The following is a 26,988-nucleotide window of genomic DNA, read 5'->3' on the forward strand; positions in this document are numbered from 1 at the left end:
GTCTCGGAGGCCCGGCAGTACGGGCTATTACTTACCCTCGCAGCTCAGCGTGCACGCCCCTGGATCCCCTGGAATACCCCACACCCGATATCTCTTGGATGGATAGGGCACGCCTCTTTCGAGGTGGTCGGCCTTCACGTTTACGCCTGCGCCGAGCCTACCACACAAAGCAAAACCAATGAACCCAGTCAGGGACAGGTATCCCCAACAAAACCCGGACCGCTGCTGGAAGCCCGCAAGACAGGTAAATGGCACCCAACCCAGACACCCTGTCTTGAAATCTCCCAACCCAAACCACGTATTGGCCCCACCCACGCTGGAACCCAGACACAAGTCACCAGCCCCCAGAGACCTAGTCCTCCAGGACGTACCGCAGATACCGCGACGGGTCCGAGAGAAACCGCCGAGTCAGGTTGACCGGCTCGGCGTCGTCGTACGCAACCTCCTCGGCACTCCCGTCCTCGGAGAACTGCAGGATCGTCGCACCGGGCACCGAAAGCAGGACCGGGGAATGGGTGGCGATGATGAACTGAGACCTCGCGTCCGCGAGCTCGATGATGCGCGCGACGAGCGCCAGGCAGCCCTTGACCGAGAGCGCGGCCTCGGGTTCGTCGAGGATGTAGAGCCCACCAGGCCCGAACCGGTGCATCACCAGGTCGAGGAACGACTCGCCGTGGGAGCGCTCGTGGAGCGAGACCCCGCCGTAGGAGTCCGAGGTGTCCAGGTCGAGGCGCTCGATCTCGGTGGCGACGTTGTAGAACGACTCCGCACGCAGGAAGTAGCCGTCGCGGGGCCGCTTGAGGCCGCGCTCGATCACGATGTAGTCCGCGAGCGACGACTCGGTCGCGCGGGTGGCGAACCGGAACGAGACGGAGCCGCCCTCGGCGTTGAATCCCGAGGCGACCGCGATCGCCTCGATGATCGTGGACTTTCCGGTGCCGTTGTCGCCGACGAGGAACGTCACCCGCTCGTCGAGCTCGATGCCGTTCCCGCCGGCCAGCTCGCGGACCGCCGGCAGGGTGAACGGGTACCGACCGGTGTCGTGACGGGGGTCGAGGGTGATCCGGGCGACGTAGCGCTCGTCGAACCGCATCCTCAGCCTGCCGCCGGATCGATCGGCGGGCGGCGGGTGCCGGTCGGGTCGAGGCGCTCGAGCACGCTCCCGGCGATCTCGGAGAGCTGGTCGACCTGATCGGGAGTCAGGGCGTCGAAGACGTACTCGCGCACCGCGTCCACGTGACCGGGGGCGGAGGCGACCATCTTCTCGTGGCCGGCCTCGGTGAGACGTACGTTGGTCGCGCGGCGGTCGCCCGGGCAGTTGTGGCGCTCGATGAGGCCGCGGTCGGCCAGGCGCTTGACGACGTTGGAGAGCCGCGGCAGCGTGGCGTTGGTGTAGCCGGCCAGCTCGGTCATCCGCAGGGTCCGGTCGGGCACCTCGGAGAGCATGGCCAGCACGCCGTAGTCGAAATGGGTCAGGCCCGCATCGCGGCGCAACTGGGAGTCGAGAGCTCCCGGGAGCAGCTCGAGCACGGCGATGAGGCGAACCCATGCCGCCCGCTCCGCCGGCGACAGCCAGTTGCCCTCCACGCCAGGGAGTGTGCCGCAGAAAGTTGTCCGGAACAAACAACGGTCGCGTAGAGTTAGTTCAAGCAACAACCATTGCGCCCGACCCGCAGGAGCCCGCCATGACCACCGCCCCCGAGAGCACGACCGCCGCCGCGGACGCCCGCCTCCCGCAGACGCACCCGTTCGCCCAGCACCTGCGGACGGTCCAGGCGCGCGAGGCGGCCGACCCGCACCGCGTCTGGACGCCGGCAGACGGGCCGCTGCCGAGCCTCTACCTGTCCCACGGCGGTGGACCGCTGCCGCTGCAGAGCCCGGAGTGGCTGGACCCGCTGCACACCTGGGCCCGGTCGCTGCCCCGGCCGAAAGCCATCCTGGTCGTCTCCGCCCACTGGGAGTCGGCGCCGCTCTCGATCAGCGCGACCCGCCCCGACGAGCTGGTCTACGACTTCGGCGGCTTCGACCCGATCTACCACTCGGTGCGCTACGACACCCCGGACGCGAGCGAGCTCGCCCGCACGACCGCGGCCCTGATGCCCGACGCCGAGACCGCCCACCAGCACACCCGCCGCGGCCTCGACCACGGCGCGTGGGTGCCGCTGAAGATCATGTACCCGGCCGCCGACATCCCGGTCGTGCAGCTCTCGCTGCCCACCGATGACCCCGACAAGCTGCTCGCCCTCGGCGAGCGCCTGCGGCCGCTGCGCGAGCACGGCGTGCTCGTGGTCGGCTCGGGCCACATGACCCACGGGCTGCCCTTCATCACCCGCGAGATGATGACCGAGAACAAGCCGGCCGGCTGGTCCTCCGACTTCGACGCCTGGGCGGCCGACGCCCTGGACCGCGGCGACGTCGCCGAGCTGGCCAGGTTCCGCACCGCCGCCCCGGGCATGCCGTACGCACACCCGACCGTCGAGCACTTCACCCCGCTCTTCGTCACCCTGGGCGCGGCCACGGACCCGGCGGCGCCGGTCACCACCACCCTGGACGGCTACGGCCTGGGCCTCTCCCGCCGCTCCTTCCAAGCGGCCTGAGGCTACGGGCGCAGCTGCACCGACAGCACCGGGGCCAGCGGCATCCGCGCGAGCAGCAGCGCCTGGTAGGCGTGGTAGACGTCGGGCTTGCCGTGCCAGATCACGTGCGAGACCTGGTTGTGCTCGTCCAGCTCGTGATGCCAGCTGCCGAGCTCGTGGTCGAGCAGGTGCCCTGAGGCGTACGTCTCGAAGCGCTCGCGCCACTCCTCGTAGGCCGCCTCCCCGGTGCGGGTGTGCAGGGCGCCCGCGGCGGCGATCGCCTCGGCGGCCACCCAGTGCAGCCGCAGCCGGGTGACGGGGGCGCCGTCCCAGGAGGTCGTGTAGACGAAGCCCGGCTCGCCGTCGGGAGACCAGCCGACCTCGACGGCACGCGCGAAGAGCGCCCGCGCGTCCTCGACCAGCCACGACGGAGGCTCCGGCAGAGAGGCGTCGAGGTGCAACAGCAGCCGCGACCATTCCAGCAGGTGCCCCGGCGTGCAGCCGTAGGGGCGGAACGGGTCGCCGGGACGGTCGGCGTTGTAGTCCGGCAGCGGCGACCAGGCGAGGTCGAAGTGCTCGGGCAGGTCATAGCCGTGGGAGCGGGCGACACCGTGGATCAGGTGCTCGGCGATCGCGAGCGCCCGCTGGTGCCACGCGCGGTCGCCGGTGACGTCACCGGCGGCCAGGAACGCCTCGACGGTGTGCATGCTGGAGTTGGCCCCGCGATAGGCCTCCCCCGACGCCAGGTCGCGCTCGAGGCTGTCGACCACCCGGCCGTCCTCGTCGAGGAAGTGCTGCTGCATCACGCCCAGCGCCTCGTCGAGCAGCGCGTCGGCACCGGGCACACCGGCCGCGACGCCGCTGCTCGCGGCCAGGATCACGAAGGCGTGGGCATAGGCCTCCTTGAGGGTGCCGACCGGCTCGCCCTGACCCGAGACCGAGGCGTACCAGCCGCCGAGCTCGTCGTCACGCAGTGCACCCGACAGCGCCCGGATGCCATGAGCGGCGAGGTCCAAGGCGTCGGAGAGATCTCCGCGCAGGTGCGCGAGCGCGAAGACATGGGTCATCCGGGCTGTGATCCAGGTGTGCACCGGCTCGGCAGGGTCCGGGCGACCGGACTCGTCCAGCCACCAGAAGCCGGCGGGCGAGGCCGCCGACGGCCGGGCGAACCCGGCCAGCCGGCGGCACTCGGCGTCTGCGTCGATCACCGGTCGATCATCCCTTGACCGATCCTGCCATCAGCCCGCCCACGAAGTAGCGGCCGAGCAGGATGTAGATGATCAGGGTCGGGACGGACGCGATCAGCGCGCCCGCCATGCTGGCGGAGTAGTCCTGCAGCTGACCGCTCGCCAGGAAGTTGAGCGCGATCGTCACCGGCCCGTTCTGCGAGGTGGAGAAGAAGAGCGCGAACAGGTAGTCGTTCCAGGCCGAGGTGAACTGCCACATCAGCACCACCACGAACGCCGGCGCGGAGATCGGCAGGATGACCGAGGCGTACGTCCGAAGCATGCCGGCGCCGTCGACCCGAGCGGCCTCGACGAGCTCGACCGGGACCCCCGCGTAGTAGTTGCGGAAGATCAGCGTGGTGATCGGCAGGCCGTAGACCACGTGCAGCACGATCAGGCTCGGGATGCCCGAGGGCACGCCGAGGTTGCCCATCAGCTGCACCAGCGGCACCATCACGGCCTGGTAGGGGATGAACATCCCGAACAGGATCAGCGTGAACACCACGTCGGCGCCCGGGAACCGCCACTTCGAGAGCACGAACCCGTTCATCGAGCCGAGCACCGAGGAGATGATCGAGGCGGGGATGACCATGGCGAACGTACGCCCCAGGGCCGGCCCGAGCTGCTCCCAGGCGCGCGCCCAGCCGGCCGTCTCCCAGGACTCGGGGAGCTTCCAGGCGTTGGCGGGAGTCGCGTCGCCGAGCCCCTTGAAGCTGGTCACGATCAGGACGTACGCCGGGATCAGGACGATCAGCGCGAAGACGATCAGCAGGACGTACTTGATCGTGCGCCAGATCCCGCGCGAGCGCTGGCCCGGGATCTTGGTCGCGACGGCTGCCGGGATGGCATCGGTAGTCATCGGCGGCGCTCCTGACGGTAGGTCGAGACGAGGTAGGGAACGATCAGGATGGCCACGATCACCAGCAGGACGGTGCCGATGGCGGCCGACTTGGCGTAGTCGCCGCGGGTGAACTCGATCCACATCTGGGTGGCCGGGACCTGGGTCGTGTAGTTGGTCTGACCCGCGATCGCCATGATCAGGTCGAAGACCTTCAGCGACATGTGGCCGATGATGATGATCGCCGAGAGGGCGACCGGGCTCAGCTGCGGGAAGATCACGTGGCGGTAGAGCTGCCACTCCGAGGCGCCGTCCATCCGGGCGGCCTCGCGCAGCTCCTCGGGAATGCCGCGGAAGCCGGCCAGGAAGAGCGCCATCACGTAACCGCTGAGCTGCCAGATCGCGGGGACCGCGATCGCGAGGATGCCCCACCGCTCGTCGGTCCACCACGGGTTCTGCAGGAAGTCGAGGTGGAGGGTGTCGAAGAGCCGGTTCAGACCGGAGGCACGCTCACCCTCGGCGTTGTTGAGCAGCCAGCGCCACACCACACCTGAGGCGACGAACGAGACCGCCATCGGGAACAGGTAGATGGCCCGGAACAGCGACTCGCCGCGAGCCTTGCGCTCGAGCAGCCACGCCCACAGGAACCCCAGGCACAGGGTGCCGACGAGGAACGTCGCGGTGTAGAGCAGCAGGTTGCGCAGCGAGTAGATGAAGTCGTCGTCGGTGAACAGGTCGCGATAGTTGTCCAGACCGGCGAAACCCTGGGACGGCCCGATGGTGTGGCGGTCCTGGAGGGACGTGTTGATGTTGGACCCGATCAGGCCGTAGACGAAGACACCGATGACGATGACGGTCGGCAGGATCAGGAGTACGGGTGCGACCCACCCGTGGCCGCCGATGCGGCCCTTGGGCCGTCGTGGCCGCTTGACGGCGCTGGGCACCGTGGAGGACATGTGTCCGTCCTTTCACAAGGGGCGGCCGAGGGGCCACGGCAGCTGGTGCGGCCGCAGCCCCTCGGACCAGATGATCTCGTCAGGCTCGGGAGAGCCCCGTCACTCGGGCTTGTTGTCCTCGGCGGCCTCGACGAGGCCCTCCTGGAGCTCGGCGGCGTCCTTGTTGCTACCGAACTTCGCGACAGCGGCGGTGATGTCGGTCAGCCAGTTGACCGAGGTCGCGGCGCCGTGGGCGAGCGAGGACACGATCTCGTCCTCGCCCCACGACTTGATCGCGGTCTGCTGGTACTCACCGAAGTCGGCGGTGTCGGCCGTGGTGCTGGCCGGGATCGAGCCCTTCGCCTTGTTGAAGGCCACCTGGCCCTCGTCGCTGGCGATGGTGTCGAGCCAGGCCTCGGTGCCCTTGGAGTTCGGGCCGTCCACCGGCATGGTGAACGAGTCGGCCAGGAAGTCGAAGACGCCGTCGGTGCCCGGGACCGGGACCGCGGTGTAGTCGGTGCCGAGCGTCTTCTTCTGCTCCTGGAAGGCCGCCTCGGCCCAGTCACCCATGACGTTGAACGCGGCGTCGCCGTCGATGACCAGCTGGGTCGCGTCCGGCCAGTCGAGGCCTTGGCGGTCGGTGTTGGTCAGCTCGAGGAGGGTGTTGTAGTCCGCCAGCGCGGCCTCGACCTCGCTGCCGCCCCAGTCGGTCGTACCGTCCCACAGACCGTTGTACGCCTCGGCGCCCAGATCGGCGAGGAGCACGGTCTCGAGCAGGTGGACCTGGGTCCAGTCGGTCGCGATCGAGAGCGGGATGATGCCCTTGGCCTTGATCTTCTTCAGATCGGCGATCCAGGCGTCGAGCGAGTCGTAGGTCTTGTTGGCCTCGATGCCGGCCTTCTCCAGGACGGCCGGGTTGGCCCACAGCACGTTGGCGCGGTGGATGTTCGAGGGGACGGAGTAGATGCCGCCGTCCTGGGTCAGACGCTCGAGCAGACCCTCCGGGAACTGCTCGTTCCAGCCCTTCTCCTCGTAGAGGTCGGTGAGGTCCTCGATCTGGCCGGCGTTGATGTAGTCGGTCAGTTCGGCACCAGCGTGCGCCTGGAAGGTGGCCGGCGGCTCACCGTTCTGCAGGCGGGACTGGAGCACGTTCTTCGCGTCGCTGCCGGCGCCACCGGCGACGGCACCGTTGACGAACTTCAGGTCGGGGTTCTGCTCGTCGAACACCTTGACCAAGGCGTCGAGCCCGGCCTTCTCACTGCCCTCGGCCCACCAGGTGAAGACCTCCACCTCATCGGTGCTGCCGCTCTCGCTGTCACTGCCGCAGGCGGAGACCGCCAGCAGGCTCAGGGCGGCCAGGCCGGCGGCCAGGGCCTTACGCGTTGCGTTCATTGTTGAATCCTCCGGTTGCGCGACCGCCACGTCGGTGTGTGATCTGGGTTACTCGCGGTCGCGTGCCGGGACAACGTACGCCTCTTGGTTCTGTCCAGTCAACGCATAACGCCGGACGTTTTCAACCTGAGATCTGTCGCAAATCGACATAATCACCTACAGTCACGCCATGACCACTCCGGAATCGCGGCTGCGCGTCGCCAATCGTTCCCAGGTTCTGGACCTGCTGGGACGGTCGGCGCCGGTCAGCCGCGCCGAGCTCGCCCAGCGCACGGGACTCTCCCGCAGCACCGTGTCGAGCATCGTCCAGGAGCTGCTCGCCTCCGAGCAGATCGTCGAGACCACCGGTGCCGCCCTCGCCCGGGGCGGCGGGCGGCCGCCGTCACTCCTCACCATCAGCGGCTCCCCCGGCACGCTCATCGGCGTCGACATCGGCCATCGCCACGTCCGGGTCGCGGTCGCCGATCTCACCGCGAAGCCGCTCATCGACCACGAGATCCGGCTCGATGTCGACAACTCCGCGGTCGAGACCATCGACCGTGCCGCGGCACTCGTGCGCGAGTGCCTGGCCGAGGTGGGCATCGACCCGAAGAAGGACCGTGTCCTCGGTGTCGGCATGGGGATTCCCGGCCCCGTCGACCCGCACAGCGGCATCGTCGTCTCCCCCATCCTCGGGAACTGGATGGACCTCGCCCCGGGCGAGGAGCTCGCCCGCCGCATCGGCATGCCCGTCCAGATCGAGAACGACGCCAACCTCGGCGCGCTCGCCGAGGTCGAGTACGGCGCCGCGCGCGACGTCGACGACGTCATCTACGTCAAGGCGTCCAGCGGCATCGGCGCCGGGCTGGTCCTGGCCGGCAAGCTCTACCGCGGGATCACCGGGATCGCCGGCGAGATCGGCCACGTACGTTTCGAGGACAACGGCCCGATCTGCCGGTGCGGCAACCGCGGCTGCCTGGAGAAGGCCTTCGGCGGTTCCCGGCTGGTCGAGCTGTTGCAGCCCGCCTACGACGAGACGCTCACCGTCGAGCGCCTGCTCGAGCTCGCCCAGGAGGGCGACATCCGGGTCAACCGGATCCTCGACGACGCCGGCCGCGCGGTCGGCCGGGTGCTGGCAGACCTGTGCAACCACCTCAACCCGGCGCTGATCGTGGTGGGCGACACGATGCGCCAGTCGGAGTCCTTCGTCCTCGGCATCAAGGACTCGATCGACCGCTTCACCCAGCCCGACACCGCTGCCGCGCTCGACGTCGTCCCCAGCGAGCTCGGCGACAACGCGGGCGTCATGGGCGCGCTGGTCATCGCCGGATCGGCCAATCCGGCGCCGCCGGGAACAATATGAGCGCTCGCTTACGTTGAGCGTCTCGTGACTTCACTCTTCTCGCAGCTGAGCCTGGGTCCGACGACCCTCCCCAACCGCGTCCTGATGGCGCCACTGACCCGGATGCGCGCCTCGCAGCCCGGCGACGTACCCAACCCGCTGATGGCGGACTACTACCGCCAACGTGCCTCGGCGGGGCTGATCGTCTCCGAGGGCACCCAGATCTCGCCGCAGGGCAAGGGCTACATGGACACCCCGGGCATCTACTCGGCCGAGCAGGTCGAGGGGTGGCGCCACGTCACCGACACCGTCCACGAGGCCGGCGGCCGGATCGCCGCGCAGCTGTGGCACACCGGGCGGGTCTCCCACGAGTCCTTCCACGACGGCGACCTCCCGGTCAGCGCCTCCGCACTCCCCTACCGCAACCGCACGACCGTACGCGGCGAGGACGGCACCCCGACCCGGGTCAACTGCCCCACGCCCCGCGCCCTGGAGACCGCCGAGATCGCGGACCTGATCGAGGACTACCGCCGCGCCACCCGCAACGCCCGCGAGGCCGGCTTCGACATGGTCGAGATCCACGCCGCCCACGGCTACCTGCTCCACCAGTTCACCAGCGCGAGCAGCAACGAGCGCACCGACTCCTACGGCGGCTCGCTGGAGAACCGGGCGCGGCTGACGCTCGAGGTGCTCGACGCGGTCGTCGACGAGTGGGACGCCGAGCACGTCGGCATCCGGATCTCCCCGATCGGCTCCTTCAACGGGCTCGAGGACCCCGAGGGCGCCGAGATGGGGCTCCACCTGGCTGCTGAGATCGGCAAGCGCGGCATCGCCTTCCTGCACCTGTCCGAGCCCGACTGGGCCGGCGGCCCGGAGCTCTCCGACGACTACCGCAAGCAGCTGCGCACCGCGCACCCCGGCCCGATCGTGGGCGCCGGCGCCTACACCACGGAGAAGGCCTCCCGCCTCCTCGAGGCCGACCTGATCGACGCGGCCGCGTTCGGGCGTACGTTCATCGCGAACCCGGACCTGCCCCGGCGCCTCGAGCAGAGCCTGCCGCTCAACGAGCCCGACCTGTCGACCTTCTACGGCGGCGGCGAGGCCGGCTACACCGACTACCCCGAGTGGACCGCCTGAGCGTCGTCTGAGGTTCATCGCGACCTCACCTGAACCCGCACGGCGGAGGACCTTTCTCTGGCAGGGTCCTCCGCCATGCGGGTTCTCGCGACTTCTGCCCTGTCCCTCGCGCTGCTCGGCGGCGCGCTCTCCCCCTCCTCGGCGGCCCAGGCCGTGGCGCCCACGCCTGACCCGGTCGCGCTGGTCGACCCGCTGATCGGCTCCTCGAACGGCGGCAACACCTACCCCGGTGCCGTACGCCCCTTCGGGATGCTCTCCTTCAGCCCGACCTCCACGGCCGGCGACCAGACCAATACCGCCGCGTCGAACGGCTACTCCTACGACACCACGCGGCTGCGCGGTTTCTCGCTGACCCACGTCAACGGCGCGGGCTGCCACCCCGGAGCCGCCGGGGACGTACCGATCTTCCCGCACACCGGCGAGATGACCGGCTCGCCGACCGCCGACGTGACCGATGCGACGTACGCCTCGGACTTCAGCCACGCCGACGAGCTGGCCGAGCCGGGGCGCTATCGGCTGGGCCTGGCCAACGGCGCCGAGGTCGACACCGCAGTGACCACCCGGGCCTCGGTCAGCGACCTGACCTTCCCGGCCGACAAACCGGCCAACCTGCTCTTCCGCACCTCCAACTCGCTCAACGGCAGCGAGAGCGCGGTGACGCGGATCGACGAGGCGAAGCGAACCGTCAGCGGCTCGGTGCTCACCGGCGCGTTCTGCGGCCGGCGCGGCAACGGCGGCGGGAGCAACAAGCGCTCCTACTACCGGCTCTACTTCACCGCGCAGTTCGACCGCGGCTTCAGCGGGCACGGCACCTGGGTGAACGGCGAGCTCCAGCCCGGATCGACCGAGGCACGGGGCGGTGAAGGCTACGAGACCGGCGCCGCCCGACAGGGCCAGGGCTCGGGCGGGTACGTCTCGTTCGACCCGAGCCGTGACCAGAGCGTGCGGATGCGGATCGGGATCTCCTACACCAGCCAGTCCGCGGCCGAGGCCAACCTCGCCGCCGAGATCGGGCGGCGCGACACCGTCTCCTCCGTCGCATCGGAAGCCAGGGCCGAGTGGCGTCGGGCGCTCTCCTCGATCGAGGTCGCCGGCGGCACCGACGAGGAGCAGACTGCGTTCTACACCGGCCTCTACCACTCCTACCTGCAGCCCAACGTGATCTCCGACGTGGCCGGCACCTACTGGGGCAGTGACCAGGAGGTCCACCGGATCGAGCGCGGCCAGCAGGCGCAGTACGGCAACTTCTCCGGCTGGGACCAGTACCGCGCCCACACCCAGCTGCTCGCGCTCCTGGAGCCGCGGGTCGCCGGCGACTTCGCCCGCTCGCTGCACGCCTACTCGCGCCAGCACGGCGGCGTCTGGGACCGCTGGGTCCACCTGAGCGGCTGGACGCACGTGATGACCGGCGATCCCTCTGCCCCGACGTTGGCCGGGTTCTACGCGCTCGGCGTCCGCAACTTCGACGCCGCCGGGGCGTACGAGTCCCTGGTCCGCCAGGCGACGGTGCCGCACCCCGACGGCCTGTCCAGCTACGGCTGCCCGGGCCAGTGCATCGGCCAGCGGCCGAACCTGGCCGACTACCTGGCCAAGGGGTACGCACCCCAGGACACCTGCCGCTGCTGGGGCGGTGCCGCGGAGACCCTCGAGGACGCCGTCGCCGACTACTCGCTCGCCGACTGGGGCCGACGTCTCGGCGCGCCCGCGGCCGAGACGGACTCGCTGATGGAGCGGGCCGGCTGGTGGCAGCACACCTTCAACCCGGCTGCGACCGCGACCGACGGCTACCAGCAGGCCCGCAACGCCGACGGGAGCTGGGTCTCCGGCTTCAGCCCGTCGACGCAGACCGGCTTCGCGCAAGGGAGCAGCGCGACGTACACCTGGATGGTGCCGCACGACGTGGCCCGGCTGGCCGAGGCCGTCGGTGGGCGCGAGCGGGCGATCCAGCGGCTGGACGCGTTCTTCCACAAGGCCGACGGCTCCTGGCAGTACACCGGCGGCGACGCGCTGCGCTACGACCCGACCAACGAGCCCGGCATCCACGTCCCGTGGATGTACAACGCCCTCGGCGCGCCCTGGAAGACCCAGGAGACGGTCCGCGCCATGGCCGACTTGGCCTATGGGACCGGCCCACGCGGCCTGCCCGGCAACGACGACCTCGGCACCATGTCGGCGTGGTACGTCTTCTCCGCGATGGGCATCTACCCGCAGGACCCCGCCCGCGCCGAGATACTCATCTCCAGCCCGGTCTTCGAGAAGGTCACCATCCATCGCGGCAACGGCGTCGACATCACCATCGAGTCACCCCGGGCGAGCGCCGAGAACATCTACGTCCAGTCCGTCACCCTCGACGGCGCAGCACGCAGCCAGTCGTGGCTCCCCGAGTCGGTGATGACCCGCGGCGGCACCGTCCGCGTCGACGTCGGCACGACCCCGAACCAGGAGTGGGGCGCCGCCGAGTCCGACCTGCCGATCTATCACACCGACTGACCACTTGAAGAGAGTGCATACTGCACTCACAATGAGTGCATGGCGTACTTGCAGATCCGCGACATCCCAGAGGACGTACGCGACGTCCTGGCCCAGCGCGCGAAGGACCGTGGCCAGTCGCTGAACTCCTACCTGCGTGACGTGGTGCTCCGGGAGGCGTCCTTCGCCAACAATCAGACTCTGATCGACCGGGTGGTCGCCAGCAGGGGCGATTCCAAGTTCACCACCGAGGATGTGCTCGCCGCCCGGGACACTGCTCGCGGCGAGCGCACCGAGGGCACTGCGTGATCGTCCCCGACGCTTCCGCGGTGGCCCTTCTCTTCGCGGATCCTGACATCGATCCTCGGGTGAACGCGGCGACCAAGATCCTCGCCGAAGACCCCGAATGGGTCGTCCCGGAAGTCTGGCGCACCGAGGTGCTCAGCGTCTTCCGCGGGCTCCTCCTGGGTGGCAAGCTCACCGACCAAGACGCAGAACGTGCCTTGAACTGGCTCCAGGCGATCACCGTGATCACCGCACCCACCGGCCCCTGCCTGAACCGGATGTGGGACCTGCGCAGCAACTTGTCGACCTATGACGCCGGCTATGTCGCCGTCGCCGAGTCACACGATCTCACCCTGGTCACCGCCGACGTACGCATCGCCAAGGCCGGCGTCGCCCGCTGCCCGGTGAGAACGATCAACTGACGTGACCGCCACCCAGCGGGGTCAGTTGCTGATCGCAGGGGCACGACCGACGTACGCGGTGTCCTCGACCTGCGCGGCGGTGAAGGCGGCGATGTCGGCGCGAGAGACGGAGAACCCCAGGTTGTCCGGGCCGAAGAAGCCGGACCGTACTCGGGGCTGCTTGGGCTTGTTCGTCGGTCGGATGAACCGGACGATCGTCCAGTCCAGGCCAGAGGCCTTGATCTGGTCAGACATGCCGACGAGCTCCTCGTAGGCACGGGGAAGGAAGGTCCGGGCCAAGAAGCCGGTCAGCCGATTGATCGCGGTCGGCGACTCCTGCGGGTCGAGGATCGACGGGGTGGCGTGACCGACGAAGCGGCGCACGCCATGGTTCTTCATCGAGGCGAGGATGTAACCGGTACCGGGGACCAGAGGCGTGCCGACCGCCTTGCGGTCCATGCTCGGACCGAGCGTGGAGACGACGGCCGCGGCGCCGGCTACCGCGGAGTCGATGGCCTCGGCATCGGACATCTCGCCGATGGCGACGTTCACGTTGCCCTCGGCCCAGGATTCGGGGACCTTCTGCGGGTTGCGGACGTAGGCGGTCACAGTATGGCCGCGGTCAAGCAGCTCGGCCACGGTGAGCCGGCCGATGGCGCCGGTGGCGCCGAAGACGGTGACGTTCACGGTTTGCCTCTCCTCGGGCAGATCAGAAGGCGTACGGCCCGAAACGGCCCCACGCGACGACGACTGCGACGACGAGGATCGCTGCGTTGAAGACGATCGCACCCGGCTCGTTGCGTCGGCGGTGGGCGTTCATCGCAAGCACCATGATGATGGCCAGGCCGGTCGCGGCAAGCGGGGTCAGGACGGGCAGGATGCCGAGGGCCGCGGGGAGGATCAGGCCGATCGCGGCCAGCAGCTCCACGATGCCGATGAAACGCACGGTGCCGGCCGCGTAGTCCTCGGCCCACGGCAGCTTCTCGGCGACCTTCTCCTTCGGCCGGGTCGACTTCGTCACGCCGGCCATCAGGAACATCGCGGCCAGCACGCCCTGCAGGATCCACAGGAACACGTTCATGGTTCGTCTCTCTCAGAGTCGTATTAGTGGAGCGGGCACTCCGTTTCAAGGACCGTAACAGAGCAAGTGGAACATCTATTCCACATCGCTGGATAGGATGTCTGCATGCGTGCAGATGCCGAGAGGAACCGCGAGCGGGTTCTCGCCGCCGCGCGGGACCTCTTCGCCGAGCAGGGCCTGGATGCCTCGACCAACGAGATCGCCCGCCGCGCCGGCGTCGGAGTGGCGACACTCTTCCGGCGTTTCCCCACCCGCGACGACCTGGTCGGCGCGGTGTTCGCCGACAGAATGTCCGCCTACGTCACGGCCACCGACGAGGCCCTGGCCGACCCAGACCCGTGGCATGGGTTCTGCGGCTACATCGAGCGGGTGTGCCGGATGCAGGCCGACGACCGGGGCTTCGCCGACGTTCTCACGCTCACCTTCCCCACCGCGAACGCACTCGAGGACGACCGGAACCGCGCGGCCGAGGCGCTCGGCGTCCTGCTGGATCGCGCCAAGGAGAGCGGACAGCTCCGGCAGGACTTCACCCACCAGGACGTGCCACTCATCCTGATGGCCAACGCCGGAGTCGTTACCGCGACCCGCAACGCGGCTCCGGACGCCTGGAAGCGGCTGGTCGGCTTTCTCATCCAGGCCTTCGCCGCCGAGGCGGCGCAACCGCTTCCTGAGCCACCTACACCGCGGCAGATGTACCGCGCGCTGATGCGCTTGTCCGACTGACCCCCGCGATCTGCGAAGATGCCGCCGTGAGCACCTCGACGCCATCACGCACCAACACTTTTGACCGGTTCTTCCAGATCAGCGCCCGCGGGTCGACCGTCGGGCGCGAGGTCCGCGGCGGCGTGGTCACCTTCTTCACGATGGCCTACATCGTCGCGCTGAACCCGCTGATCCTCGGTTTCGCGGAGGACGTGAACGGCGACCTCCTCGGCGGCACCAGCGGCGACAACCTGGCCGCGATCGCGGCCGGAACCGCGCTGGTGGCGGGCGTGATGACGATCCTGATGGGGGTCGTCGCCAACTACCCTCTCGCCCTGGCGACCGGGCTCGGGCTCAACGCGTTCGTGGCTTTCTCGATCGCGAGCCAGATGACCTGGGCCGACGCGATGGGGCTGGTGGTGATCGAGGGTCTGGTGATCCTCGTGCTGGTGCTGACCGGGTTCCGCGAGGCCGTCTTCCACGCCGTGCCGCGTGAGCTCAAGACCGCGATCTCGGTCGGTATCGGTCTGTTCATCGCCATGATCGCCTTCGTCGATGCCGGGTTCGTACGCCGCATCCCCGACGCCGCGAACACGACCGTTCCGGTCCAGCTCGGCCCGACCGGGCAGCTCGCGGGCTGGCCGGTGCTGGTCTTCGTGATCGGCCTGGTCCTGGTGATCACGCTGTGGGTGCGCAAGGTGCGCGGTGCGATCCTGATCTCGATCGCGGCGACCACGGTGCTCGCGATCGTCGTCGAGGCGATCGTCGGGGTCGGCAAGGGCGGCGCCGAGAACCCGACCGGCTGGGCGCTCAACGTGCCGGCCTTCCCGGACAAGATCGTCGACTGGCCCTCGTTCACGACGCTGGGCGAGTTCAACCTGCTCGGCTCGTTCGAGAGCGTCGGCATCGTGACCGCGGTGCTGCTGGTCTTCACGCTCATGCTCGCCGACTTCTTCGACACCATGGGCACGATGACGGCGATCGGCTCCGAGGCAGGCCTGCTCCGTGCGGACGGCACCCCGCCGCGTACGCGCTCGATCCTGGTCGTCGACTCGCTGGCCGCCGCGGCCGGTGGTGCCGGCGGCGTCTCCTCCAACACCTCCTACGTCGAGTCGGCATCCGGCGTCGGCGAGGGTGCCCGCACCGGTCTGGCGGCGGTCGTGACCGGTGTGCTCTTCCTGCTCACCACGTTCCTCGCCCCGCTCGTCGAGGTCATCCCGTCGGAGGCGGCGGTGCCCGCCCTGGTGCTGGTCGGCTTCTTGATGATGCAGCAGGTCAAGGACATCAACTGGGCCGACCCGGACATCGCGATCCCGGCGTTCCTGACCATCGCGCTGATGCCGTTCACCTACTCGATCTCCGTGGGCATCGGCGCCGGCTTCCTGGCGTACGTCCTCATCAAGATCGTCCGCGGCAAGGCCCGGAGCGTGCACCCGCTGATGTGGCTGGTGGCCGTCATGTTCGCCGTCTACTTCGCGATCCACCCGATCTCGAGCTGGATCGGCTGATGGACCCGTCCACCCCGCAGCCTCTGCGCGAGGTGGTCGCCCGCGAGATCCGTCGCAAGATCATGGCCGGCGAGCTCGCGCCCGGCGACCGGCTGCGCGAGCAGGCGCTCGCCACGGAGTACGGGGTCTCCCGCGTCCCGGCGCGGGAGGCGCTGCACGTGCTGGCCCAGGAGGGGTTCGTCGACACCGTGCCGCGGCGCGGCGCGACGGTCGCCTTCCCCTCGGCGCAGAAGACCCGGCAGCTCATGGTGATCCGGGAGAACCTCGAGGTCCTGGCCGCCGGGCTCGCGGCCCGTCGGCACGGCGGCGACCAGGGCGAGGAGCTCACCGAGGTGCTCGAGCTCGGCACCAGCGCGACCGCCGCCGGTGACTATGCCGCCCTGCCGGAGCTGATCGCGCGCTTCCACGACGCGATCGGGATCGCCTCGGGCAACGACGAGCTCGCCAAGATGACCCGGTCGCTGCGTATGCAGGTGCGCTGGGTCTTCGAGATGCAGCTCGAGGAGCGCTCGGGCCAGTCCTGGAAGCACCACCAGGAGATCGCCGAGGCGGTCCTGGCCGGGGACCAGGAGCGGGCCGAGTCCTCGATGCGCGCCGATGTCACCCGTGACGCGGACCTGCTCGTCGACCTGCTGGTGGCTCGCGCGGAGCGCCAGCGACCCTGACCCCGGCGTAACCAGACCGGCCGTCGCCTGAAACGGGGACGAAACCGCTCACTGTTTGTATACAAGAATGATCGAACGGTATACGGAGCCGCCCGTGCTGGTGGCCGGCAACAGCGTCACCAGGTCGTTCCCCAACGGCACCACCGCGCTCGCCGAGGCGAGCTTCGAGATCCGCGCCGGTGAGTTCGTCTCCTTCGTCGGGCCCTCGGGCTGCGGCAAGTCGACGATGCTCCGCATGGTCGCCGGTCTCGACATGCCCACCAGCGGCAGCGTCGAGCGCGGCGACGGCGAGGTCGGCTACGTCTTCCAGGACGCCACGCTGCTGCCGTGGCGCACGGCCCTGGGCAACGTGGTCCTCCCGCTGCGGCTGGCCGGGACCAAGAGGGCGGAGGCCGAGGAGCGGGCACGCGCGGCGCTCGAGGTCGTCGGGCTGGCTGCGTACGCGGACCATCGGCCGGCCCAGCTCTCGGGTGGGATGCGGATGCGGGTCTCGATCGCCCGCTCGCTGGTCCAGCGGCCGGAGCTGTTCCTCTTCGACGAGCCGTTCGGCGCCCTCGACGAGATCACCCGCCAGGACCTCAACGGCCAGCTCGACACCCTGATGGCGACCGACCCGTTCACCGGGATCTTCGTGACCCACTCGGTCCCCGAGGCGGTCTTCCTCTCCGACCGGGTCCTGGTCTTCTCCTCCCAGCCGGGACGGATCGTCGCCGACCTCCGCATCGACCTGCCTCGGCCGCGCCCCGAGGGACTGCGCTTCAGCAGCGAGTACGCAGAGCTGTGCCGTCAGGTCTCCGACGCCCTCTCCGACGCCCACCAGAAGAAGGAGGCGGCCGCATGACCGCGCTGCTCGAGACCCAGCCGGAGACCCGCCCGCTGACGAAGGTCCCGTTCCTGCGCTTCGACCCGGGCCACGGCAGCCGGACCGTACGCTGGGTCGCCCCCGTCCTCACCCTGGTGATCGTCCTTGGGGTCTGGACGCTGGTCAGCACCCAGCTCCTCTCCCCCACCCGCCAGTTCCTGCTGCCCTCGCCGTGGGAGGTGCTCGAGGCGGGCTTCCTGCAGGAAGCCGGCCGCACCGAGATCTTCACCGCGCTCTGGTCGACCACGAGGATCGCCCTGGTGGGTCTGGTGCTGGCGATGGCGATCGGCGTGTTCTTCGCGATCGTGATGAGCCAGGCCCGCTGGGCGGAGGCGTCGTTCTACCCCTATGCCGTGATCCTGCAGACCATCCCGATCCTGGCGATGGTGCCGCTGCTCGGCTTCTGGTTCGGCTACGACTTCACCTCGCGGCTGGTCGTGTGCGTGCTGCACTCGCTGTTCCCGATCATCACCAACACGATGTTCGGCATCGCCTCGGTCGACGACAACCTGCACGACCAGTTCTCGCTCTTCCGCGCCTCGCGCTGGCAGCGGCTCATCCACCTCCAGCTGCCCGCCGCGCTCCCCGCGGCCCTGGCCGGCTTCCGGATCTCGGCCGGGATGGCCGTGGTCGGCTCGATCATCGCCGACTTCTTCTTCCGGCAGGGACAGCCCGGCATCGGCCGGCTGATCGACACCTACCGGCAGAGCCTCGACACCGACCTGATGATGGCCGCCCTCGCCGCCTCCTCGCTCGTCGGCATCGTCCTGTTCCTGCTCTTCGGCGCCGTCCTGCGCACCGTCGAGGCCCACCGTTCACCTCGCCGCTGACCCCCACCCCTGGAGAGAACCCCATGACGTACACCCGTTGGACCCGCATCACCGCCACCACCGCACTCGCCGCGCTCGCGCTCACCGGATGCGGTGGCAGCGAGGAGGCGATCGGCGACCCCGACGCCCCGGAGGGATCGCTCGCCGCCGTCTGCCCCTCGACCGTGGTCATCCAGACCGACTGGTACGCCACCCCCGAGCGGTCCCCCGCCTACAACCTGATCGGCCCCGACGGCGAGATCGATGTCGACAAGGGCGCCTACGTCGGCGAGATCGGTGACACCGGGGTCACCGCGGAGATCCGGCTCGGCGGGCCCTTCATCGGCGGCCAGCCGGTGACCGCGCAGCTGTACACCGACGACACCATCGACCTCGGCGTGGTCGCCACCGACATCGCGATCCGCGACTACGAGAAGTTCCCCACCCGTGGCGTGTTCACGATGATGCAGAAGTCGCCGTTCATGGTCATGTTCGACCCCGCGAAGTTCCCCGAGGTGAAGACCTGGGACGACCTCAAGGCCACCGGCGCGCCGGTCCTGCACGCCCAGGGCGTCAGCTGGGTCGACTACCTGGTGCACGAGGGCCTCGTCGACGAGAAGCAGCTCGACGGCTCCTTCGACGGCAGCCCGAGCCGGTTCGTCGCCGACGACGGGGCGCTGTTCCAGCAGGGCTACGTCAGCAACGAGCCCTACCGCTGGGAGCACGACGTCGCCGAGTGGGCCAAGCCGACCGCCCACCTGACGCTCGACGACGCCGGCTACCAGGTCTACCAGCAGGCGTACGCGGTCCGGGCCGACGACGAGGAGACCCTGAGCCCGTGCCTGACCGAGCTGGTGCCGCTGCTGCAGCAGTCGGAGATCGACTACCTGAAGGACCCGAAACCGGTCAACGACACCCTGATCGAGATCGCCGACGCCATCAAGGACGGTCCCCCGATCACCCCGGGCGGCAACGAGAACTCGGTGAAGGTCCAGGTCGAGACGGGGCTCGTCGCGAACGGCCCGGACGGCGCCTACGGCAGCTTCGACGTCGCGCGCGTCGACAGCGTGATCGAGAAGATGACAGCCGTGCTCAAGGACGGCGGCAAGGAGGTCCCGGAGATCACCGGCGACGACCTGGTCACCAACGACTACATCGACCCCGAGATCAAGCGTTGACCACTCCTGTCGCGCGCATTCTCGGGGCCCGTACGTCCGCCGGCCTGGTCGATCTCGGGATCGACGGCGGAGTCGTCTCGACGCTCTCCGGCCCGTCCCCCATCGGGCCGGAGACCGTCGTGGACGCCGACGGAGCGGTCGTGATGCCCGCCTTCGTGGACGCCCACGTCCACCTCGACAAGGCTCATCTGCTCGGCGCCGGTGGGCTCGAGCCCACCGGCCCGGGCGTCGGCCCGGCGATCACGCTGATGCAGGAGGTGCGGCGTACGCAGCCCGCGGGGATCGTCGAGGTCGGCGCCCGGCAGGGTGTGGAGTCGCTGGTGCGCCACGGGGTCGTGGCCGCCCGGGCGCACGTCGAGGTCGACGCCGACATCCGGCTCGACATGCTCGACCTGCACATCGCGCTGCGCGAGGAGAACGCCGAGCGGATCGACCTGCAGCTCTCGGTCTTCCCGCAGAACGGGCTCTCCCGCGAGGTGACCGCGCTGATGAGCGCCGCGCTGCGGCACGGCGGTGGCGTCGTCGGCGGATGCCCCTACGTCGACGACGACCAGGAGGCCCACCTCGACGTCGTCTTCGGCCTGGCCGATCGGTTCGGTCTCCCGGTGGACCTGCACCTCGACTTCGACGACGACCCCTCGGGATCGATGGTCGCGGCCGTCGCCGAGCGCACCCGCGCGCTCGGGATGCAGGGCCACGTCACCATCGGGCACGTCACCAAGCTGGCGGCGATGCCCGTGGACGAGCAGGAGGTGGCGTACGCCCTGATGGCGGAGGCCGGGATCTCGCTGGTCGTGATGCCGGCGACCGACCTCTACCTGGGTGGCTCCGGCGAGCCCGGCAGCCGCAGCCTGGCTCCTCTGGAGCGGGCGCATGCCGCCGGGGTGCGGGTCGCGGTCTCGAACAACAACCTGCACAACGCCTTCTCCCCCTACGGCAACGGCAACCTGCTCCAGGCGGCCTGGACCGCGGGGCTCACCCGGCAGCTCGTCGGTGCTGAGATGCTGGACCTGCTCCTCGCCTCGATCACCGACCACCCGGCCGCGATCCTCGGGCGGGCCCCGCACGGCACCACGGCGGGCGATGTGGCCGACCTGGTGGTCCTGGACACCGACGACCCCCGGCTCGTCGCGCTCCAGGTGCCCTCGGTCCTGGCCTCGCTCCGGTCGGGGACGCTCGTACATCGGCAACGCAGCATCCGTACACAGACCATGGAGGTCACCTCATGACCGGCAGCAGGACACTTCGCAACGCCACCTTGGCCGACGGCTCCCGGGTCGACGTCTCGGTGGCCGACGGGACGATCTCGGCGGTCTCGCAGCCGTCCTCCTCGGTCACCGAGGGCGACATGGATCTGGACGGTTCCCTCCTGCTCCCCGCCCTCGTCAACGGCCACGCCCACCTGGACAAGACCCTGATCGGCTCCGGCTGGCACCCGCACCGTCCCGGCACGACCGTCCGCGAGCGGGTGGCGGCCGAGCACACCCTGCGCGGCGAGGTCGGCGTGCCCGTGGTGGATCGAGCTCGTGCACTGGCCGAGCAGATGATCTCGTTCGGCACCGGGACGGTGCGTACGCATGTCGACATCGACCCCGAGGTCGGCCTCGCCGGTCTGGCAGCGGTCCTGGAGGTGCGCGAGGCGCTCCGCGACCGGCTGCGCGTCGAGATCGTCGCCTTCCCGCAGAGCGGGATCACCACCTCGCCCGGCACCGAGAAGCTCCTCGACGAGGCTCTGACCGCGGGCGCTGACCTCGTCGGCGGGCTCGACCCGGACGGCTTCGACGGCGACGCCGAGGCCCACCTCGACATCGTCTTCGGCCTCGCCACCCGGCACGGCGCCGGTGTCGACATCCACCTCCACGACCTGGGCGCTCCCGCTGTCCGTCAGTACGAGCTGATCGCGGAGCGGACCCGGGCCGAAGGGCTGGGCGGGCGGGTGAACGTGAGCCATGCGTACGGGCTCGGCTCGATCCCTCTCGAGGAGGCCCGCCGGGTCGGCGGGCTCTTCGCCGAGGCGGGCGTCTCGGTGCTGACCAACGGGCCGGCCGGGCCGATGCCGCCGGTGCTGGCGCTGCGTGAGGAGGGAGCCACCGTCTGGTCCGGCTCGGACAACATCCAAGACGCCTGGTGGCCCTACGGCGACGGCGACATGCTCGCGATCGCCCGCCAGGTCGCCTACCAGTCCGGGTTCCGTACCGACGAGACCCTCGCCGTCGCCCTCGACCTCGTCACCGACGCGGCCGCGCGGGCGATGGGCCTCGACGCGTACGGCATCGTCGTCGGCGCGCCGGCGGACCTGCTGGTGCTCGACGTGCCGACGCCCGCCGCGGCCGTCGCGGCCGCTCCCACCTCGCGGACCGTCCTGCATGCCGGCGAGGTGGTCGCCACCCGCGTCGAGACCGTCACGCTGGGCTGAGTCAGCCCAGCATCTCCTTGACGAGCGGCACGACCTGGGTGCCGTAGAGCTCGATCGAGCCCATCAGGTCCTCGTGGCGCACCTGACCCTGGTCGTACTTGAGGTCGAAGCGGTCGACACCGAGGATCTTGATGGTGCCGGCCAGCTTCCGGGCGACCGTCTCGGGCGAGCCGACGTAGAGGGACCCGCCCTCGATCTCGCGCTCGAAGTCACCGGGCGAGGGCGGCGGCCAGCCGCGCTCGCGGCCGATCTGGGTACGCATCGCCAGCCAGCCCTCGTAGACGGTCTCCCGGGCCTGCTCGTCGGTCTCGGCGACGAATCCGGGCGAGTGGACGGCGACGCGCTGCCGAGGCGTCCCGAACTCGTCCTGGGCCCGCTCGAAGAGGTCGATGTAGGGCGCGAACCGGTCGGCCGGACCGCCGATGATCGCCAGGAAGAGGCCGAAGCCGTGGCGGGCGGTGCGGACGACCGACTCCGGGCTCCCGCCGACGCCGACCCAGGCGGTCAGGCCGTTCTCGGTGCGCGGGAAGACCTCCTGGTCGGTGAGCGCAGCGCGGGTGCGACCCTCCCAGGTGACCTTCTCCTCCTTCAGCAGCGCGGCGAGCAGCTCGAGCCGCTCCTCGAAGAGCTCCTCGTAGTCGGCGAGGTCGAAGCCGAACAGCGGGAACGACTCGGTGAACGACCCGCGCCCGGCGACGATCTCGGCGCGGCCGTTCGAGACCGCGTCGAGGGTGGCGAACCGCTCGAAGACCCGCACCGGGTCATCAGAGCTGAGCAGGTCACCGCAGAGCCGAGCCGGAGCCTCTCGGTGCGGGAGGCGACCGCGGCGAGCACCATCTCCGGGCTGGAGACGGCGAAGTCGCGGCGGTGATGCTCGCCGACCCCGAAGAAGTCGAGCCCGACCTGGTCGGCGAGCACGCCCTCCTCGACGATGTTCCGGATCACCTGCGCGTGGTGCTGCGGCTTGCCCTCGGCGTCGCGGGTGACCCCGCCGAAGGTGTCCAGTCCGAACTCGATGTCAGTCATGCCGTTGAAACATCAACCAGTGGTGGCGCATTCCCACGGCTCTGTCGGGACCTCGTGGGTCTCGTCGGCCAGGTGGCGCCACAGGGTGCCGCCGCGCTCGAGGTCGAGCCGGCCCTCCGGGCAGACGTCGGGCGGTACGTCTCGCCCGAACGAGGTGACCGACGCCAGCACCCGGTGCGAGCCGAGGAGCCCGGGCGCCAGGGAGCTCGCGTCCAGGTCGAGCGACTCGACCAGGAGCGGCCGGCCGTCGTGCTCGTGGGCCGCCCAGGTGGTCCTCACCCGGCCGGGCCGCTCCCCGTGGCGGCCGAGGACGAGGGTCTCGCGGAGGGCGAGCCTGGCGCCGGGGCCGAGCGTGACCCGGGTGTCGCGGGTGACGTCGGCGCCGGCGGAGACGACGAAGGGCTCGCCGGCCCAGACCAGGGTGGCGTTCGTGGCGAGGGTGATCGCGACCGACCAGGACGCGTGGCCGCCATCCATGTCGTAGGCGACCGTCCCGGCAGGCTCTACCAGGGTCAGGCTCGCACCCTCCCCCACCTCGACCTCGACCGTGACGTCGTCGCCGGCCAGGAGCATCGCGCCGTCGGGGACCAGCGAGATCCGCGCCGAGCGGGCGTCGCTGGCGAGCAGCATCGGCCGCAGGGCCGGCGCCGTGGCCGGGCCGGTCATGTCGGTCTCCACACGCACCCGTGTGCCGTCGACGGCGCCGATCCGCACCCGGGTCAGGGACCCGCTGGCCAGCTCAGGCGTGCTGGTGGTCATGGTCGTGCTCGTGGGTATGGCTGGTTCCGTCCGCGTGGAAGTGAGGCGCCATCGGACCCGGGTCGGCCGGGACGAGGGATCCACCGCGGTGCCGGGTCAGCTCGGACCGCACCCACCCCACCAGCGCCTCCACGGAGGCCGGGTCCGTACGGGAGAGCGCGATGACCGGACGGCCCTCGCGGACCGACCCCGCGTCGGAGACCATCGCGACCGGGTCGACACCGACGTACGGGGCGAGGTCGGTCTTGTTGACCACGAGCAGGTCCGCGCGCTCGATGCCGGGGCCGCCCTTGCGGGCGACGTCGCCGCCGCCGGCGACGTCGATCAGGAAGATCTGGGTGTCGACCAGCGCCGGGGAGAAGGTGGCGGTGAGGTTGTCGCCGCCGGACTCGACCAGGACCACGTCCAGGGGCGCGAACTCCTCCTCGAGCTCCTCGACGGCGATCAGGTTGGCGGTCACGTCGTCGCGGATGGCGGTGTGCGGGCAGGCGCCGGTCTCGACGGCACGGATGCGGGCCGGGTCGAGCACGCCCGCGGAGCGGAGGAAGCGGGCGTCCTCGTCGGTATAGATGTCGTTGGTGACCACACCGATCTCCAGATCGGCGGAGAGCTCGCGGCACAGCAGCGCGATGAGCGAGCTCTTCCCGGTCCCGACCGGCCCGCACACTCCGATGCGCAGCCCCCTGTCGTTCTTCGTCCCATTCTCTGTCTTGGTCTCAGGCACTGAACAACCTCCTGGTCGTGTGGGCGTGGGTCTGGGCCCACAGGTCTAGCTGGGGCGCGCTGGGCGCCGGGATGTGATGGGGGTCGGTGAGCGGGGCGACCTCGGCGGCGAGCCGCTCGGCCTCCGGCAGCAGGTCGTAGACCCACGAGGTGCTCTCGAGCGGGTCGAGGGGCAGCAGCTTGAGGGATGCCGAGGCGACCGTCTGCAGGTCGTCGTACGCCACCAGCCGGCCCAGCGAGGCCGGCGCGATGCCACCGGTGGCGGCCGCCGCGGCCAGGACGAGCGGGCGGCAGGGCCGCTCGAGACCGGCCACCTCCACGACGTGCGGCGACTCCGGGAACAGGCGCCTGACCAGCCTCAACAGTGCGCGACCGAGGGTGCGCGAGGTATCCCGCATCGAGGCCGCGGGCGTGCGCGCCGCCCAGGCGTCCAGGACCGGCTCCAACGGCAGACCGGCGCGCAGCCGATGCAGGGCCACCACCGCCGTGCCCGCCTCGACCCGCACGACGCTGGCCAGTCGCGACCGCATGAAGTCCGGCACCTGGTCGGCGGTGAGCCCGGAGCGTACGGCCGCCTCGAGCTGGCCGGACTGGGTGTGGCCGGCGACCGGGAGGCGGGCGTCGGCCAGCAGCATCATGAGCAGGTCGTCCGACATCGCGCTCAGAACATCGAGTAGAGCTGCGTCAGCGGCAGCTCGGTCGCGGGGGCGGGCTCGATCAGCTCGCCGTCGACGTGGATGCGGAACGTCTCGGGCTCGACCCGGATGTCCGGGGTCGCGGAGTTGTTGACCATCTGCGCCTTCCCGACGTCCCTGGTCGGGGCGACCCCGACCAGGCGCCGACGCAGCCCGAGGCGCTCGGCGAGGCCGGCGTCCAGCGCGGACGGCGCGACGAACGAGACCGCGTGGTCCGCCCCCGGTCCCACCAGCGTGGGTCGCATGAGCACCGGCTGCGGGGTCGGGATGGAGGCGTTCGGGTCACCGAGGGCACCCCAGACCAGGGCGCCGGCCTTCATCACGACCTCGGGCCGGATGCCGAAGAACCGCGGGTCCCACAGGACCAGGTCGGCCATCTTGCCGGGCTCCACGGAGCCGACCTCGGCGGCGATGCCGTGGGCGATGGCGGGGTTGATCGTGTACTTCGCGACGTACCTCTTCGCTCGCACGTTGTCGGCCTTGCCACCCAGCGAGCCGAGGCGCGCCTTCATCGCGTGGGCGACCTGCCAGGTGCGGCAGACGACCTCGCCGATGCGGCCCATCGCCTGGGCGTCGGAGGAGGTGATCGAGAGAGCGCCGAGGTCGTGCAGTACGTCCTCGGCGGCGATCGTGGTCGCCCGGATCCGGGACTCGGCGAAGGCCAGATCCTCGGGCACGCGGGGGTTGAGGTGGTGGCAGACCATCAGCATGTCGAGGTGCTCGGCGACGGTGTTGACGGTGTGCGGCAGGGTCGGGTTGGTGGAGCCGGGGATGACGTAGGGCAGCGAGGCGACCGAGAGGATGTCGGGCGCGTGTCCTCCCCCGGCGCCCTCGGCGTGGAAGGCGTGGATGGAACGGCCGGCGATCGCGGCGACCGTCGACTCCAGGTAGCCCGCCTCGTTGAGCGAGTCCGAGTGCAGGGTGACCTGCAGGCCGTGCTCGTCGGCGGCCTTGAGAGAGGCGTCGATGGCGGCCGGGGTCGAGCCCCAGTCCTCGTGGACCTTGTAGGCGGCGGCTCCGGCCAGCGCCTGCTCGGCCAGCCCGGCGGCGGAGACGGTGTTGCCCTTGCCCATCAGCAGCAGGTTGACCGGCATGTCGTCGAGCGCGCGGTGGATGGTCTCCAGGTGCCACGGTCCGGGGGTGACCGTGGTGGCCTTGGAGCCCTCCGAGGGTCCGGTGCCGCCACCGCCGACGGTGGTGGTCCCGGTCGAGATCGCCTCGACGATCTGGGAGCGGGACAGGAGATGTACGTGGACGTCGATCGCCCCGGCGGTGAGGATCTTCCCCTCGCCGCTGACCACGTCGGTGCCCGGTCCGATGACCAGGTCGGGGTGGACCCCGTCGGCGATGTCGGGGTTGCCGGAGCGACCCAGGGCGACGATCCTTCCGCCGCGGATCCCCACGTCGGCGCGGACGATGCCCCAGTGGTCGAGCACGAGAGCGTTGGTGATCACCGTGTCGAGCGCACCCTCGGCCCGCGGCACCGTCGACTGGTTCATCGACTCGCGGATCGACTTGCCGCCGCCGAAGACCGACTCCTCGCCGCCGGCGGTCAGGTCGTCCTCGACCTCGATCCACAGGTCGGTGTCACCCAGGCGCACCTGGTCGCCGGTCGTGGGGCCGTAGAGCGCGGCGTACTCGCTCCTGCTGATCTCCACCATCATGCCTCCTTCACCTGGATGCCGGGCACACGACGGGCGCCCTTGAGCGCCACGATCGCGACCTCCCGGGACGCGCCCGGCTCGAACCGGCGCGAGGTCCCGGCGGGGATGTCGAGCCGGAACCCCTCGGCCGCGTCGCGGTCGAAGGCGAGGGCCGAGTTCACCTCGGCGAGGTGGATGTGGGAGCCGATCTGGACCGGCCGGTCGCCGGTGTTGAGGACCACCAACGTACGCCGCTCCGACTCGCTCCGGTCGGTGTTGAGCCGGATGGTGCCGTCGGCGACGCGTACGGCTCCGGGACCGCTGGACTGCATGGAGATCTC

Annotated in this window: 28 protein-coding genes and 1 pseudogene; 14 read left to right on the plus strand and 15 right to left on the minus strand. The window is 70.2% G+C overall.

Translation table 11 applies throughout. From position 1 onward, the window contains the following. Window positions 1-352 precede the first annotated feature (352 nt). Both BLT25_RS29125 and BLT25_RS29130 read right to left on the minus strand, forming a co-directional pair. Complete coding sequence (locus BLT25_RS29125; RefSeq protein ID WP_091053273.1) at window positions 353-1,093, minus strand: AAA family ATPase; 741 nt, start codon at window positions 1,091-1,093, stop codon at window positions 353-355. Between the two features lie 2 nt (window positions 1,094-1,095). Beyond that, window positions 1,096-1,587, minus strand: coding sequence for a MarR family winged helix-turn-helix transcriptional regulator (locus tag BLT25_RS29130; protein ID WP_091053275.1), 492 nt, complete (start codon window positions 1,585-1,587; stop codon window positions 1,096-1,098). Window positions 1,588-1,685: 98 nt separating this feature from the next. Here BLT25_RS29130 and BLT25_RS29135 point away from each other — a divergent pair, with 98 nt between their 5' ends. Next, on the plus strand, window positions 1,686-2,597 hold the full coding sequence (locus BLT25_RS29135; protein WP_091053276.1) for a dioxygenase family protein: 912 nt from the start codon (window positions 1,686-1,688) through the stop codon (window positions 2,595-2,597). A gap of 2 nt (window positions 2,598-2,599) precedes the next feature. Here the strand turns inward: BLT25_RS29135 and BLT25_RS29140 are convergent, their stop codons facing one another. The 4 genes from BLT25_RS29140 to BLT25_RS29155 form a co-directional block, all read right to left on the minus strand. Continuing rightward, the gene (locus tag BLT25_RS29140) at window positions 2,600-3,784 is read right to left on the minus strand and encodes an AGE family epimerase/isomerase (RefSeq protein ID WP_091053278.1); all 1,185 of its coding nucleotides are present in this window, start codon (window positions 3,782-3,784) and stop codon (window positions 2,600-2,602) included. Between the two features lie 7 nt (window positions 3,785-3,791). Next, the gene (locus BLT25_RS29145; RefSeq protein ID WP_091053280.1) at window positions 3,792-4,661 is read right to left on the minus strand and encodes a carbohydrate ABC transporter permease; all 870 of its coding nucleotides are present in this window, start codon (window positions 4,659-4,661) and stop codon (window positions 3,792-3,794) included. Beyond that, window positions 4,658-5,596, minus strand: coding sequence for a carbohydrate ABC transporter permease (locus BLT25_RS29150; RefSeq protein ID WP_256328869.1), 939 nt, complete (start codon window positions 5,594-5,596; stop codon window positions 4,658-4,660). The genes BLT25_RS29145 and BLT25_RS29150 overlap by 4 nt, the downstream gene beginning before the upstream one ends. Before the next feature lie 99 nt (window positions 5,597-5,695). Continuing rightward, window positions 5,696-6,967 (minus strand): ABC transporter substrate-binding protein, encoded by a 1,272-nt coding sequence (locus tag BLT25_RS29155; RefSeq protein ID WP_091053282.1) that lies wholly within the window; start codon window positions 6,965-6,967, stop codon window positions 5,696-5,698. A gap of 169 nt (window positions 6,968-7,136) precedes the next feature. Here BLT25_RS29155 and BLT25_RS29160 point away from each other — a divergent pair, with 169 nt between their 5' ends. The 5 genes from BLT25_RS29160 (at window position 7,137) to BLT25_RS29180 (ending at window position 12,601) form a co-directional block, all read left to right on the plus strand. Continuing rightward, a complete protein-coding gene (locus tag BLT25_RS29160; RefSeq protein WP_091053284.1) occupies window positions 7,137-8,309 on the plus strand; it encodes an ROK family transcriptional regulator in 1,173 nt (390 codons plus the stop codon). A gap of 24 nt (window positions 8,310-8,333) precedes the next feature. Continuing rightward, window positions 8,334-9,425, plus strand: coding sequence for an N-ethylmaleimide reductase (gene nemA / locus BLT25_RS29165; RefSeq protein WP_091053286.1), 1,092 nt, complete (start codon window positions 8,334-8,336; stop codon window positions 9,423-9,425). Window positions 9,426-9,500: 75 nt separating this feature from the next. Then, entirely contained in the window at window positions 9,501-11,915 is a 2,415-nt protein-coding gene (locus BLT25_RS29170; protein ID WP_091053287.1) for a GH92 family glycosyl hydrolase, read from the plus strand. 39 nt (window positions 11,916-11,954) lie between these two features. Continuing rightward, complete coding sequence (locus tag BLT25_RS29175; RefSeq protein ID WP_091053289.1) at window positions 11,955-12,203, plus strand: FitA-like ribbon-helix-helix domain-containing protein; 249 nt, start codon at window positions 11,955-11,957, stop codon at window positions 12,201-12,203. Further along, the gene (locus BLT25_RS29180; protein WP_091053290.1) at window positions 12,200-12,601 is read left to right on the plus strand and encodes a type II toxin-antitoxin system VapC family toxin; all 402 of its coding nucleotides are present in this window, start codon (window positions 12,200-12,202) and stop codon (window positions 12,599-12,601) included. The genes BLT25_RS29175 and BLT25_RS29180 overlap by 4 nt, the downstream gene beginning before the upstream one ends. 21 nt (window positions 12,602-12,622) lie before the next feature. Here BLT25_RS29180 and BLT25_RS29185 read toward each other — a convergent pair whose 3' ends face one another. Next, window positions 12,623-13,267, minus strand: a complete 645-nt coding sequence (locus tag BLT25_RS29185; RefSeq protein ID WP_091053292.1) for an NAD(P)-dependent oxidoreductase — start codon at window positions 13,265-13,267, stop codon at window positions 12,623-12,625. A 22-nt stretch (window positions 13,268-13,289) separates the two neighbouring features. After that, a complete protein-coding gene (locus BLT25_RS29190; RefSeq protein WP_091053294.1) occupies window positions 13,290-13,661 on the minus strand; it encodes a DoxX family protein in 372 nt (123 codons plus the stop codon). 105 nt (window positions 13,662-13,766) lie between these two features. On the opposite strand from BLT25_RS29190, the gene BLT25_RS29195 reads away from it, so the two are divergent. From BLT25_RS29195 to BLT25_RS29230, 8 genes are all read left to right on the plus strand, one after another. Further along, on the plus strand, window positions 13,767-14,384 hold the full coding sequence (locus BLT25_RS29195; protein ID WP_091053295.1) for a TetR/AcrR family transcriptional regulator: 618 nt from the start codon (window positions 13,767-13,769) through the stop codon (window positions 14,382-14,384). A 26-nt stretch (window positions 14,385-14,410) separates the two neighbouring features. Further along, window positions 14,411-15,871, plus strand: coding sequence for an NCS2 family permease (locus tag BLT25_RS29200; protein ID WP_091053297.1), 1,461 nt, complete (start codon window positions 14,411-14,413; stop codon window positions 15,869-15,871). Beyond that, entirely contained in the window at window positions 15,871-16,536 is a 666-nt protein-coding gene (locus tag BLT25_RS29205) for a GntR family transcriptional regulator (protein WP_091053299.1), read from the plus strand. The genes BLT25_RS29200 and BLT25_RS29205 overlap by 1 nt, the downstream gene beginning before the upstream one ends. Before the next feature lie 67 nt (window positions 16,537-16,603). Then, on the plus strand, window positions 16,604-17,377 hold the full coding sequence (locus BLT25_RS29210) for an ABC transporter ATP-binding protein (RefSeq protein WP_091053300.1): 774 nt from the start codon (window positions 16,604-16,606) through the stop codon (window positions 17,375-17,377). Next, complete coding sequence (locus BLT25_RS29215) at window positions 17,374-18,228, plus strand: ABC transporter permease (RefSeq protein ID WP_091053302.1); 855 nt, start codon at window positions 17,374-17,376, stop codon at window positions 18,226-18,228. The genes BLT25_RS29210 and BLT25_RS29215 overlap by 4 nt, the downstream gene beginning before the upstream one ends. A gap of 23 nt (window positions 18,229-18,251) precedes the next feature. Beyond that, window positions 18,252-19,385: a hypothetical protein gene (locus tag BLT25_RS29220; protein ID WP_091053304.1), complete on the plus strand. Its 1,134-nt coding sequence runs from the start codon at window positions 18,252-18,254 to the stop codon at window positions 19,383-19,385. Further along, window positions 19,382-20,614: an amidohydrolase family protein gene (locus tag BLT25_RS29225; RefSeq protein ID WP_091053306.1), complete on the plus strand. Its 1,233-nt coding sequence runs from the start codon at window positions 19,382-19,384 to the stop codon at window positions 20,612-20,614. The genes BLT25_RS29220 and BLT25_RS29225 overlap by 4 nt, the downstream gene beginning before the upstream one ends. Continuing rightward, on the plus strand, window positions 20,611-21,801 hold the full coding sequence (locus BLT25_RS29230; protein ID WP_091053307.1) for an amidohydrolase: 1,191 nt from the start codon (window positions 20,611-20,613) through the stop codon (window positions 21,799-21,801). The genes BLT25_RS29225 and BLT25_RS29230 overlap by 4 nt, the downstream gene beginning before the upstream one ends. A 1-nt stretch (window position 21,802) precedes the next feature. On the opposite strand, the gene BLT25_RS29235 is transcribed toward BLT25_RS29230, so the two are convergent. The 7 genes and pseudogenes from BLT25_RS29235 to ureB all read right to left on the minus strand — a co-directional run bounded on the left by BLT25_RS29235 (window position 21,803) and on the right by ureB (window position 26,979). Continuing rightward, a complete protein-coding gene (locus tag BLT25_RS29235; protein ID WP_256328872.1) occupies window positions 21,803-22,558 on the minus strand; it encodes an LLM class flavin-dependent oxidoreductase in 756 nt (251 codons plus the stop codon). Window positions 22,559-22,635: 77 nt separating this feature from the next. Further along, a pseudogene (locus BLT25_RS30570) lies at window positions 22,636-22,827 on the minus strand (LLM class flavin-dependent oxidoreductase); the annotation flags it as partial. A 12-nt stretch (window positions 22,828-22,839) separates the two neighbouring features. Beyond that, a complete protein-coding gene (locus BLT25_RS29240; RefSeq protein ID WP_091053308.1) occupies window positions 22,840-23,586 on the minus strand; it encodes an urease accessory protein UreD in 747 nt (248 codons plus the stop codon). Next, entirely contained in the window at window positions 23,567-24,310 is a 744-nt protein-coding gene (ureG, locus tag BLT25_RS29245) for an urease accessory protein UreG (RefSeq protein WP_091053310.1), read from the minus strand. Before ureG ends, BLT25_RS29240 begins: the two co-directional genes overlap by 20 nt. After that, entirely contained in the window at window positions 24,303-24,965 is a 663-nt protein-coding gene (locus BLT25_RS29250; RefSeq protein ID WP_091053312.1) for an urease accessory protein UreF, read from the minus strand. Before BLT25_RS29250 ends, ureG begins: the two co-directional genes overlap by 8 nt. Window positions 24,966-24,970: 5 nt before the next feature. Further along, the gene (locus BLT25_RS29255) at window positions 24,971-26,665 is read right to left on the minus strand and encodes an urease subunit alpha (protein ID WP_091053314.1); all 1,695 of its coding nucleotides are present in this window, start codon (window positions 26,663-26,665) and stop codon (window positions 24,971-24,973) included. Continuing rightward, a complete protein-coding gene (gene ureB, locus BLT25_RS29260; protein ID WP_091053315.1) occupies window positions 26,665-26,979 on the minus strand; it encodes an urease subunit beta in 315 nt (104 codons plus the stop codon). Before ureB ends, BLT25_RS29255 begins: the two co-directional genes overlap by 1 nt. Window positions 26,980-26,988 lie beyond the last annotated feature (9 nt).

This window comes from Nocardioides sp. YR527 (genome assembly GCF_900101045.1).
In the GTDB taxonomy this organism is placed as follows: domain Bacteria; phylum Actinomycetota; class Actinomycetes; order Propionibacteriales; family Nocardioidaceae; genus Nocardioides.